Below are 12,113 nucleotides of genomic sequence, written 5' to 3' on the forward strand. Positions count from 1 at the left end.
CTATGCGGGGACGTCTTCGAAAGGTCCCGAGCCGTGGCGCGAAACGAAGAACTGAGGAGAGCGATGTCGGCGGCCGGATTCACCGCTGCTGACCTCGCCGAACGGTGCGATGTAGACGCAAAGACCGTGGAACGGTGGGTAAGCCGGGGACGTGTGCCGCATCCTCGTTCGAGGGTGCGGGCAGCCCAGGTGTTGAGCAAAGATGTGAGCATGCTGTGGCCCGACATCATCCGGCGCGCTGCGAAGCTTGGGACTGACCGGGAACTGGTCGGCATGTACCCGCGCCGGGCCGATCTTCCCCGATCAATCTTCCGCGAAGCGATCGCGCGTGCCGAATCCCGGTTGTGGTTCGGCGGCTACACCAGCTACTTCGTGTGGCTGGAAGTACCCGATGGTGCCGCAGTCCTCGGAGCGAAGGCCAAGGCTGGGGTTGACGTGCGCTTTCTGCTCGGCGATCCGGACAGTCCAGTCACGGCCGAGCGAGACCGGCTGGAAGCGACCCCGCTCACCTTGGCGACGCGCATTGCGATGACACGAGCTGAGATCAGCAAGGTCGACGCAGGGGTTCCGGTCCGGCTGTCCGATCGTCATATCGCCATGTCCGTCTGGATCTTCGATGATGAGGCTATCGTCGCCACGCACATCGGTGCAGGGCTCGGGCAGGACTCCGTAACGCTGCACCTACGGCGTGCGCAGGACGGCGGAGTGTTCGACCGGTACGTGGAGCACTTCGAGTCGCTGTGGTCCGACGGAAGTCCCGCCGACTCGCAGAGCTGAGGGAAGGCTACTTCCGTAAGGAAGGACAAACCGACGCTGGGCTGCATCAATGCGTGGGACCGCGAGCCGTCAGCCGTCTACGCATTGAGGTGCTACCGCACCGAAGGAGGATCGATCAGTCGGTGATCTTGGCTTACGACAGGTGTTCGGCGGCGAGCTGCTCGGCCTCGGCCACGAACTCGTCCAGCTCGATCGGGGTCAGGTTCGACTCAAGGAGAATCTGTCCGAGGACGAATATCTCGATTCCCAGCACGGTTTCGGCAGGGAGGTTGTCGATCAGTTCCGGCTCTCCCACAGTGGCCCGGATGACGCCTTCCACCTCAAGGGCGGGTGGGGTCGCACCCTGCTGGTACTGCGAACGAGCTGACGACACGAAGGCGGCTATGTCGGTGGGGGTGGCGTTGGCCCCGAGGTGCCGATGAACCGCAAGCGCGAAAGCGGCCTCGATCAGCCGTAGGCTGCCGGGTAGGCCGTGCTGCCTGATGTCGGCTGCCACGGCGTCGGCTGCGTCCCAGTCGGCCCTGGCGAGAGCCCGAATCAGGTCGCGCAGCGGATTAACGTCCACGTCTTCTGAACCTCGCTATCCGTTCGCTGATCACCGCAGTGACCCTATGAGCCGCAACGCCCACCAGGATGCCGAGGACTGCGAGGTTACCGGCGGCCACCGCGGCGTCGATCTTCGGTCGTGACGAGATTGTTGAACTCGCGGCAGAACTCGTCGACGTCAGTAGCCGCAAGACGCGATCAGCGCGGCGAGGTGGTCGAGTCGGGCTGTCGTGGACGAGAGCCGGCCGTCGCCGTGCAGGCTGGCGGCCAGCGGCGTTCCGCTCCACCAGGCCGGGTCGGTCCGCGACACCCATTCCACCCGCAGCGTCGGGTCGATCAGGCACTGCACGCTCGTGATCACGTCGTCGATGCTGCGGAGCACCGCCTCGTCGTGGTCCTGGTCGGGGACCCGGCGGGACAGCTCCAGGACGACGGCGACCGCCGTGGCGATGACACCTTCCACCCGTTGGCTCGTGCTGGTGGCGCCCGCCAGGACCAGTGCGGCGTAGTCGTCGTACGACAGGTGGCGGTCGAACACCGCGCGAAGCAGGAAGCGGCCGGCGCGGGGATCCTGCCACTCCGGCTCGCCGCGCGTCAGGTAGGCGAAGATCTGCCGGGTCGACAGCCCGGCGACCGGAGGATGCGGGCTCCACGGGTCCGCGACGGCCGGGGTGGTCGCCGTCTCAGTCGGTGGTGCGGTGTCGTCACGGGCGGCCAGCTCATGCCGCAGGAGCACGGACATCGCGGCGAGTTCCCGGGCGGCGCGGCTCTCCGCCCACATCTCCTCCAGCACCCGGTTGGCGATCCCGCGCCGCGTGCTGCGGGAGTCGACCAGCCCGAGCTCGTCGCGCACGCCTTCCGAGTCGTACCTGATCCGATCCGCCACCTGCCACGGACCAACCTGGTCGAGCCAGGTCAGGACGCCTCCCGGGCGCCCCTCGGCGGTCGCGGTCTGTTCGAGCGCGTCGAGCATGTCAGGGCGTACGAGCCGCTCTCCCAGCTCGTCGAGAAGGGCCTGCCGCTGCGGCCAGGTGTCGGTGGAGAGCCACCGCGCCAGGTCCCGTGGCAGCGGTGTGCGTGCCACCGTCCGGCTCGCCTCGACTGCTGCGGTCACCAGGTCGGCGGTCGGTCGTTCCCGGAACTGCTCGCGCCGGCCTCCCGCGCCACGCAGCTCCCATACCGTGTCCAGCGCCACCCGGTCCTTGTCGACCGGTGCCGGTACTCGTCGCACGGTCACCACCGCCGCACGGTCGAGCCACGCCTCCAGCAGCGCGTCAGCGCGCAGCACCGCGACGACCACACCACGCCCGTCCCACCAGGCGAGCCGGTCCACCGCCTGACGGAGCGCCGCGACGACGGAGGCGTGCTGCGGCTGTAGCCGGGGCGTGTTGACGATCACCACGTGCCGCTCTGCCTCCGCCGCCCGCACTGCCTGCGTCAGGGAGGTCAGCGCCAGCTCGTCGCGGGGTCCCGGCGGGGCACCGGCGAACCAGACCCCGTCCACGGAGGTGATCTCCTCAGGCATCAGCGGGTCGTCCTCGACAGCTTCGGCGGCGACGACCACCGCCGGACCGCCGTCGGTGCGTACCGCCGACGCGACGGACGGTGGGGCCGCCGCCGTGGACGGCAGGTCGGCCGGGGTCTGCTCCGCGATGGGCGGGGCGTGCGGTGGCGCGACGTCCCGGGCAGGGGAGTGTGTTTCCGGCGTGCCGGGCGTGATCACGTCGGCCGGTGCCGGGGCGGGTGGGGCCTCCGTGGTGCGCAGGTCGATGTTGCCGACGACCCACCGGGTGCCGTGGGGGCCGTCGACCCGGATCACGGCGACGGCGACGACCTGGTGTCCGGGTGTGCCGAGGCCGGCGGCCGACTCCGTCGGGGTGCCGAACCGGAGGATCTCGCGTCGCTGTGCCGAGCCGCCGACGCCCTGACCGTGTGCCGCGTCGACCCCGAGGACCGGCACGGTCGGGCCGCCGGTGTTGGTGACGTCCCGGGTCAGCGGGTGGGCGTCGCCGAAGGTCATCGTCGGCGTCGTCGCCCCGGTGACGGTCGTGGTGAAGCTGTCGGTGTTGGCGTTGATGCCGTCGATGGCCACGTTGCGACTGGAGCTCGCGGGTCGGGGCGCGTAGAGCGCGAACTGCAGTGACGTACCCGGTCTGCCCGCGCGGCCCAGCAACCGGCCCACCGCGGCGGGTTCCAGCATGGTGACCCGGCCCGAGCGGACGAGGCTGGACAGGCGGACGAAGATGCCCTCCGCCGACGTCGAGTTGTGCAGCTGGTCGTCGTCGGCCAGGGACGGGTCGACTGTCCGGATCGCGTGGGCGAGCTGCGCGACGGCGTCGAAGTCGTACACGGAGAACGGTCGGCTCAGCCGCCAGGACGGTCCGGTCACCAGGTCGCGAACCGCTGCCGGGATCTCCAGGTCGATGACGACCGCGTCGGTGGGCGGCGGTACGACGGCGGTCGGGGCGGACGTGAGCAGCAGCGGCGGGACCTGCCGGTGGTCGCCGGCCGGGAGGCGAGGCGTCTCCGCCTGGCTGAAACGCAACGTGACCAGGGCCGCGAAGGCATGGGACGACTCGCCGACCGCACTCGGCGTCGGCAGGTTCGGCCAGGCCCGCCGGACGAGCCGGCCCGTGGTGAGGAGCCCGGTGATCGCGGCCCGGCCCACCCGGACGACGAGTGCGTCCTCCAACGGCATCGAGCGTACGGTCACGCCGAGTGTGTAGGGGACGCGGTCGAACTGGGTGGTGACGATGGTCCGTTCCCAGGTCCGGTACTCCCGCAGGGACGTCGCGGTCTGCACACGCTGGTGTTGGGCGCCGATCGAGAGGGTGGGCTGCGTCTGGTGGCCGTACTGCTTGACGGCCGGGGAGAAGGCCACACTGTTGGCGACGATCCGGGTGACGCTCAGCTTGCTCGCACCCGGGGTCGGCAGCGAGCCGCCCTCGCCGGAGGAGTGGGCCAGGATGGTGTCCAGGCCCGCGCTGGACGAGGTCTGCCGGCCTCGCCGTGCCGCGAGCTGCGCGGCGTCCTCGACCGGCTCTGCGCGGAACTCGACCTCCACGACCCGTGGGCCGAGCCACGACCGGTGTACGAAGTGGAACGAGGCGCGGCCATCGGGGCCGACGTTGATCAGGGTCCGCAGCCCCAGGGTGGACGTGTGGTCGGCGATCCGCGATCGGACACCGGGCAGGTATGCGGCGTTGCCGGGGCTGGTCACGCCCGGTGCCTGGGCCTCGACCAGTGCGCGGACGTGGGTACGTAGCTGCGGACGTGCGCCCCGGGGGACCACTGCGGTGGCGACGCCGAACCCGAGCCTCCCGCGACCGTGCACGAACCAGGAGGGCAACGTGCGGTCGGCGATCGCGAGGCTCTGTTCCGGGTCGACCTGCGGAACGCCGGGGATCTGCCGCAGCTCCGGGTGGTTGATCAGGTCGTTCTCGACGAGCAGGAACTCCACGGCATCGGGCAGTTCGACCGCGACCTGCCACTCGACGTACGGTCGGCCGGCGAGCGTCCCGGCCACCACGTTGCGGAGGCCCTTGGTGACCGTGACGAGATAGACGGCCGTCGCCGAGAAGCGGAACACCGAGACGTCGTTCTCCGTGGTGACCCGGAACGCCATCGTGTTGTCGCTGAACGTCGTGCGGGTGTCCGTCCGCCGGAGATGGGTGTACGTCCCGGCCGGTACGAACTGCGTGACGCTGCCGTACGTGCCGGTGAGCGTCGCCGGCAGTTCGTACCCGACGCTCTGCTCCGCCGTCTGCGACGAGCCGTCGAAGGACTGCAGCCAGCTCTCCATGTCCATGATCCCGGGCGACGGCAGGAGTCTCACGTCGGTGAGGTAGCCCTCGACCGTCACCGAGACGTCGGTGCCCGACACCATGCCGTGCCCGCCGATGTTCTCGGTCACGTACTGGTTGTTGAAGACCTGCAGGGCGTTGGCCGTCAGGTGGTGGGGCGACAGTGCCGCGTGGGCCACCTCCTGCGCCATGCTCTCCGGTCGGTCCAGCGGATCGCCGATCGTCCGTCGTCGCCACCACGCCCACCCGGACCTCGCCGCCTCGCCGAGCCATCGCGCCGTGCGGGCGCCCCACGGCCAGACGGTCCCGCCCTCGGCAGCCGGGGCGTCGTCGCCGGTGGCCTCCGCCGGGGCGGGTGCCTCTGGCACCGCCACGTCGTCCCCGGGGTACGCGCCGGGCATCCGGGGGAGTACGGCGGTGGGTCGGTCGGCGGCGACGGCGTGGTGTCCGGCGCCGATCAGGGCCTTGACCAGCGCACGGATCACCCGGCTGCCCTCCACCCGGTCCACGTGCGCCAGGCTGGGCAGCCGTAGCACCCCGTCGCGGTATATCAGCTCGTCCGGTGGGTTCAGGCCGGCACGATCCTGGTCGGTGACACTCCGCGTGGCGGGATCCCGGTACGGGCGGATCTCCGCTGGTTCGGCGAGCGTGCGGTAGGTGGGTACCGCCAACGTGAACATCCCGTCCGCCTCGGTCGGCGGAGGTGTGTCACCGTGGCTCCACGAGATCTCCAGGCGCATCCGTACCGGCACCTGGAACGCGTGCGAGCCCTCGCCGGTCGGGTTGAGCGCGTACGACTCCTGCCCGAACCCGATCGTGGTGTCGGTGATGGTGGCGGGCCGGGAGAAGCGGTTGACGCCGCCGGAGAAGCCCTGCACCGGACGATCCGTCCCGGTCGTCCCGGCCGGGTTGCTGGAGGACCCGGCGACACCACCGTTCCAGCCGAACGGCGAACGGCTGCGCCCCTCACTGGCGGGCAGCGTCGAACCGGTCCAGTTCAGCGTCTGGACGTCGGGCAGGAACAGGAAGTGGACGGCTCCTGCCTGGGGCCCGTCGGTGAAACGACGCTCGGCGGACACGCGTACCTCGGCACGCTGGATCTCACCGCGGACCGGGAGTTCGAAGACGATCGGGTAGCCACCCTCGATCATCTCGTCCACGGCGCCGCGCAGTCCCACACCCGAGCGGGTCACGTCGAGCTTGCGGACGTTCACCAGGCGCTGCACCCTGGTGGCCTCGTCGGTCAGCCGGTCCAGCGTCGACTCGCCCTCGGGCGGCAGGAAGCCGTGCGCGGCGAGCCAGGTCTCGGCCGTGGCGAACAAAGGCTCGGCACCGGTGACCCGTAACGGCGTGGTGGAGACGCCGATCGACCGGAGCTGCGCGATCTCGGGTGGCAGGTAGCGCGGCGTGGTGGGCCGCCGGATGATCAGGTCCGCAGGTGGTACCCGCAGGATCGCCCGGTGCGCCGCGCCGGAGCCCAGCGGCGTCACCGGTTCGGGGCGGGCCGCGGCACCGGTCGCGCGGACCAGTTCGAGATCGAGGACCACATCGACGCCCTGGGGGATCAGCGGCTTGCGCACCCGCAGCGAGTGCGAGGTACGCGCGCCACCACCCGATCCCAGCGTGTGTGACACCTGGTGCCGCGCTCCGATCTGCCCCCGGACGGCTCCGCCGGTCGGCTCGACACCGGGCTCAGCCGGCGTCGCCGACATGCCGAGGTTCACGAACCCGTCGACGCCGACCGCGTTGGTGACCTCGGCGGAACCGTCGACCCGCAGGATCCGCAGCACGTGCGACTCCAGCACGGCGTCCTGCGTGGCCGGACCGGTGACCTCCCGCGCGACCAGCTCGGTGCGCATCCGGAGATATCCGATCACGGCCCCGTCGTCGTCGAACAACAGCGGCGACGGGTGGCTGCCCGTCCACGCCAACGGGATGTTCGCGCGGAGGCTGTACTCGCCGAAGAACTCCCACAGGTCCCGTCTGGACGCCGACGACAACGCCGCGAGGTACGGCCGGAACGACGCCATGACGTCGCGGAAGATCAGGTCGGCGTTCAGCACCGACTGCACGCCGAAGAGCGGCAGGTCGGTACGGAGGAGTTCCAGCGGTGCCGGTTGGGGCTGCTCCGCGTCCGGGCTTGGCGCCTCCACCAGGTGTTTGGGGAACCACACCGTCAACCGCTCGGGCGGTGGACTCTCCAGGTCGGTCCACGGACGGTTCACGTCGTCGCCCATGCGGAGCTGCCACCGCATCCGGTAGCGGTACGGCCACGAGCGTTCGCGACTGCGCAACAGCGTCAACGCCTGCACCGCGCCGGTGACCGTCGCCGAGGTCGACGTCTGGTTGTACGTCATCGTCGGCTGCACCGTCAGCGCCACCCGCCGCAGCACGCTGTCGCTGTCAGCCGGCAACGGGTGCGAGTAGGTGAACGGCAGGCGTACGGTCCGCAGGTCGCTGGCGCTGCCGCTCTCCGCCACCTCCCACCCGCCGAACGCCCAGCGCTGGAGGGTGACGGGTGGCCCGTCGGGCATCTGCTCGATGTCGGGGTCCGCCTCCACCGGGTCGCGCAGCGACACCCGTAGCCACGGGGTCGGGCCGCCATCGGCAGCGCTCGACAGCGGCAGCCCGGTCTCGCTGCGGATCCGGGGCCACTCGGTGAGCAGGTAGTCCGAGGTGAGACGCCGTTCGAGATCCGCGCCGAAGGCGGCGTGCGTGCCGCGTGTACCGGCCGCCGCCTTCACCTGCGCGAGCAGCCACCCGACGACGACCTCGGGCACCGGCGCGATGTGCTCGAGTCCCTGCATGCCGTCGAACCGCGACCCGTACCGCCGTACCGCCTCGGTCATGTCCCCGCGCGTGGCGGCGGGTGTCGACTGCTCTCCGGAACCGTCCTGTGGCGAAGTCAACCGCTGGTCCCCTTTCTGATCCGGCGGTCGGCGCGACGATTCACCGCCGGACGGCGCGACCGTTCGGCCCGGCACAGCGAGGCGATCGAGGAATGATTCGTCCGCGCACGACAAATGCAGGATTCGCTGCCGAAAGAGGAGCGCGCCGCGATGTCGATGCCGCGGACGGCAGTTTCAAATGCCCGTATACGGCTGTGCCGTCGAACTCAGACGGTGCGGCACATCCGGCGGAATTCGACGAAGCAGCGCCGAATGGGACACCTGCTTGCACTCATGCGAACAGGCTAGATCCGGCGACGGTGCGATGGCGGCAAGTGTGATCCAAAGCACCCGTTAACCTATAGGCTAAGTGGGAGTTACGGGTGTGTCCTGCCTGGTCAGAAGCGCCCGGCGCTACGCTGCCTGTAGTCCGGGACGGTCCGCGCCGACCGGGGTCGCCCGCAGGCGGCCCCGGATCGTGCGGGCGGCCGCGCGCAACTCGCGCACCGTGTGCGCCACCGGTGCCTCGCGCAGGGCCTCCGGCGAGGCCAGTGCGTAGATCCGACGGTGCGGCCAGTTGGCCAGCGGTCGCACGCGCAGCCGACTGTCGAGGTGGGCCGAGATGGCCAGCTCGTTCATGAGGGTGATGCCGACGCCGCTGGTCACGAGGTTCTGGATCGTGACGTGGTCGTCCGCGGTGGCCACCAGGCGGGGCGTGAAACGCGTCGCCGCGCAGGCGGCGAGGAAGCGCTCCCGCACGGTCTCCATGACCCACGGCTCGTCGGCGAGGTCGGCGAAGTCGACCTCGTCACCGTCGGACGTCTCCCGGGCCAGCCGGTGGTCGGCCGGCACCACGACGCACCGGCGATCGGTCATCAGGGACACGCGGCGAAGGCCGCGCTCCGCGTCGGCGGTGGCCTCGTTGGTCCAGTCGCACAGCAGGCCGATCTCGATCTTGCCGGACCGCAGGAGCTGGGCGGCCTCGGGCGGTTCGACCTGCTGCACGACGAGCTGCGGTGCGGGATCCCCGCCGTCGTCAGGCGTGCTCCGGGCGAGCCGGTCCAGCAGCGAGGGGACCAGGGTGGCGCAGCTGCTCCGGAACGCCCCCAGCCGGACGGTGTCGGCCCGCTGCTCGCTCATCGCCCTGATCTCGGCCTCGGCGGCCGCGAGGGCGGTCAGCACGATCTCGGCGTGGTCGGCCAGCCGGCGGCCGGTCTCGGTCAACACGATTCCTCGTCCCGCCCGCATCACCAGGGATGCCCGGGTGGCCCGTTCGAGCAGCCGCATCTGATAACTGATGGCCGGCTGGGAATAACCGAGTGCCTTGGCGGCGGCGGTGTACGAGCCGTACCGCGCCACTTCGGCCAGGATCAGCAACTGATGCGTGTCCAACACGAGTGGAATCATAAGGATCACTTATGAATGCTCGGTGACGTTTTGATTGGACGTTCGGCGGCGTCGGCCCGATGCTTTGTCCGCAACCGAATTCGGCTGACCCCCGCTATCGGACGGTGCCCCCAGATATTCGTCGTCGGCGCCGTCCTGCCCACGGCCGACCACGAGCGGCCGGCGTTCACCCACCCCCGAGTAGTCCCCGGACACACCCTCAGGAGAGACACAGTGGAACCATCGACCGTCCTGGCCGCTCGCGGCCGACGCCGGCTCGCCGGTCGACGGGCTGCCGTCCTGGCCACCGCCGTGGCACTGACCACCGCCCTCGGCGTGACCGCAGGGTGCAGCTCCGCCCCCCTGCCGGCGCCGCCCGGCACCGCCGCCGCCGACGGGGGAGCGGGCGGCGAGTCGATCGAGAAGATCCTGGCCGACGCCCCCGTCGCCGACCCGGCCGACCTGTCGGCCGGTGGCCGGGCGGCCACCATCAAGCAGGCGGGCACCCTGCGCGTCGGGGGCACCGCCACCGCCGCCCTGTTCTCGCTGAAGGACCCGACCACCGGCAAGGTGACCGGCTTCGACGCCTACCTGGCTCAACTCCTGGCCAAGTACATCACCGGGACGCCGTCGGTCGAACTGGTCCAGGTGACGGCGCAGACCCGGGAACTACTGCTGCAGAACGGCACCGTCGACGCGGTGCTGGCCACCTACACCATCACCCCGGCCCGGGCCGAGAAGATCAACTTTGCCGGGCCGTACTTCAACTCCGGCACCTCGATCCTGGTGAAGAAGTCGGAGACCGGCATCACGACGCCGTCGGACCTGGCCGGCCGGACGGTCGTGACCCAGGCCAACTCCACGGCGGTCAACACCCTCAAGCAGGTGGTGCCGGACGCGAAGCTGCTCCTGCTGGAGACCAACGACCAGTGCGTCCAGGCGCTTCGCCAGGGCCGGGCGGAGGCGTACGTGCTCGACCAGGCCATCCTGCTCGGCAACGCGCAACGCGACCCGGAGGTCAAGGTCGTCGGCCAACCGTTCACCGAGGACCCCTACGGGATCGGTCTGCCTCCCGGTGACGCGGAGTTCAAGACGTTCGTCAACGGCTGGCTGACCAAGATCGTCGAGGCCGGGCTGTGGGACCGGATCTGGAAACTGACCCTGGGCACCGCGATCGAGGGCGAACCGCCGACCCCGCCGGTCCTCGGCTCCGTGGCCGGAAGCTGAGCGTAGTCCCCGTGCCGTACGTGTCGGAGGTGGCTGGGATCCCGCTGGTCGACGGCGTGCTCAGCCACCTCGGCCGGCTGGGAGCCGGCCTCCTGGTCACCGTCGAGCTCACGGCGGCCTCGTTCGCGGGCGCGATGGTCCTGGGCACCCTGCTGGCGATCATGCGGATCGTGCCGGTGCCGTTGCTGAGGCTCTGCGCCGCGATCTACGTGCAGTTCATGCGCAACACGCCGCTGCTGGTCCTGCTGGTGCTGTTCGTGTTCGGGCTGCCCGAGATCGGGATCCTGTACGACCTGTTCTGGACGGTCACCACCGCGATGGCGATGTACGGGGCCGCGCTGGTCGCCGAGACGATCCGGTCCGGCATCCGGACCGTGCCGCCCGGTGAGGCGGAAGCGGCCCGGGCCCTGGGCATGACCACGGCACGCAGTCTGCGTCACGTCATCCTTCCGCGCGCCTTCCGCTCGATGGTCCAGCCGCTGGGGAACATCTTCATCGCCATCGCCCTGAGCAGTTCCCTCGCCGCGGCGGTCGGTGTCACCGAGCTGACCGGCGAGACCGACCTGATCAACCTGGAATTCGCCGACGCCGGCCCGACCTTCCTGGTCAGCACGGCGCTCTACCTCATCCTGACCCTGAGCATCGGCTTCGTCACCGGGCTGCTGGAGAAGAAGGTGGCGATCGGACGATGAGCGTGTCCGAGCAGGCCCTGTTCGACCAGCCGGGTCCCCGGGGCCGGCGATGGATCCGGCTGGCGACCATCGGCACCGCCGTCCTCCTGGTCGGTCTGTTCTGGCTTGCGATCACCGAGTTCCACGCCCACGGCCAGCTCGACCCCGCCAAATGGACGATCTTCGGGCAGTGGCCTGTGATGGCCTTCCTGCTCCGGGGCCTCGCGGCCACCCTCCTGGCCGCCGGGGTCAGCGCCGTGATCGCCGCGCCGCTGGGATTCCTGGTCGCGCTCGGCCGGCTGTCCCGGCGACGGGTCATCCGGTGGCCGGCGGTTGCGTACGTGGAACTGTTCCGCGCGGTGCCGATCCTGCTGCTGCTGTTCGCCTTCCTGATCCTGGCGCCTCGCTTCGGGCTACGGCTACCGATCTTCTGGCAACTGGTCGTACCGATCGTGGTCTCGAACGTGGCCGCCCTCGCCGAGATCTTCCGCGCCGGCATCCTCTCCGTCGACAGGGGACAGACCGAGGCCGGGCTCTGCGTGGGCTTGAGCCCATCGGCCACCATGCGGCTGGTGGTGCTCCCGCAGGCCCTGCGGCGCGTCGCCCCGGCGCTGGTGACGCAGTTCATCCGCCTGCTCAAGGAGAGCACGCTCGGCTACGTGGTGAGTTTCCTCGAACTGCTCCACGCGGGCCGGGTGCTCGGCGAGTACACCCACGCCCTCATCCAGACCTACCTCGTGATGACCCTCATGTTCGTCGCGGTCAACGCATTGCTGTCGTGGCTCGCCACGGTGCTGCAGCGGCGTGGCTGACCG

The 12,113-nt window shown here is 70.3% G+C and carries 7 protein-coding genes; 4 read left to right on the top strand and 3 right to left on the bottom strand.

All coding sequences use genetic code 11. The features are described 5' to 3' along the window. The first annotated feature begins 210 nt into the window (after positions 1-210). Complete coding sequence (locus HUT12_RS13710) at positions 211-777, top strand: phospholipase D family protein (protein ID WP_254877051.1); 567 nt, start codon at positions 211-213, stop codon at positions 775-777. Between the two features lie 133 nt (positions 778-910). Here the strand turns inward: HUT12_RS13710 and HUT12_RS13715 are convergent, their stop codons facing one another. The 3 genes from HUT12_RS13715 to HUT12_RS13725 all read right to left on the bottom strand — a co-directional run bounded on the left by HUT12_RS13715 (position 911) and on the right by HUT12_RS13725 (position 9,409). Then, positions 911-1,342, bottom strand: coding sequence for a hypothetical protein (locus HUT12_RS13715; RefSeq protein WP_176093627.1), 432 nt, complete (start codon positions 1,340-1,342; stop codon positions 911-913). A 159-nt stretch (positions 1,343-1,501) separates the two neighbouring features. Then, the gene (locus tag HUT12_RS13720; RefSeq protein WP_176093628.1) at positions 1,502-7,975 is read right to left on the bottom strand and encodes a hypothetical protein; all 6,474 of its coding nucleotides are present in this window, start codon (positions 7,973-7,975) and stop codon (positions 1,502-1,504) included. Positions 7,976-8,428: 453 nt separating this feature from the next. Continuing rightward, entirely contained in the window at positions 8,429-9,409 is a 981-nt protein-coding gene (locus HUT12_RS13725; protein ID WP_176093629.1) for a LysR family transcriptional regulator, read from the bottom strand. A 225-nt stretch (positions 9,410-9,634) separates the two neighbouring features. On the opposite strand from HUT12_RS13725, the gene HUT12_RS13730 reads away from it, so the two are divergent. Genes HUT12_RS13730 through HUT12_RS13740 form a run of 3 tightly spaced genes read left to right on the top strand, consistent with a single transcriptional unit; the run spans position 9,635 to position 12,110 of the window. Continuing rightward, positions 9,635-10,627 carry a glutamate ABC transporter substrate-binding protein gene (locus HUT12_RS13730; RefSeq protein ID WP_217705993.1) on the top strand — a complete coding sequence of 331 codons (993 nt, stop codon included), beginning with the start codon at positions 9,635-9,637 and terminating at the stop codon, positions 10,625-10,627. Positions 10,628-10,638: 11 nt separating this feature from the next. Further along, complete coding sequence (locus HUT12_RS13735) at positions 10,639-11,319, top strand: amino acid ABC transporter permease (RefSeq protein ID WP_217705994.1); 681 nt, start codon at positions 10,639-10,641, stop codon at positions 11,317-11,319. Beyond that, the gene (locus HUT12_RS13740; RefSeq protein WP_131056158.1) at positions 11,316-12,110 is read left to right on the top strand and encodes an amino acid ABC transporter permease; all 795 of its coding nucleotides are present in this window, start codon (positions 11,316-11,318) and stop codon (positions 12,108-12,110) included. Before HUT12_RS13735 ends, HUT12_RS13740 begins: the two co-directional genes overlap by 4 nt. Positions 12,111-12,113: the final 3 nt, after the last annotated feature.

Origin of the sequence: Verrucosispora sp. NA02020 (genome assembly GCF_013364215.1) — a bacterium.
Taxonomy (GTDB): domain Bacteria; phylum Actinomycetota; class Actinomycetes; order Mycobacteriales; family Micromonosporaceae; genus Micromonospora.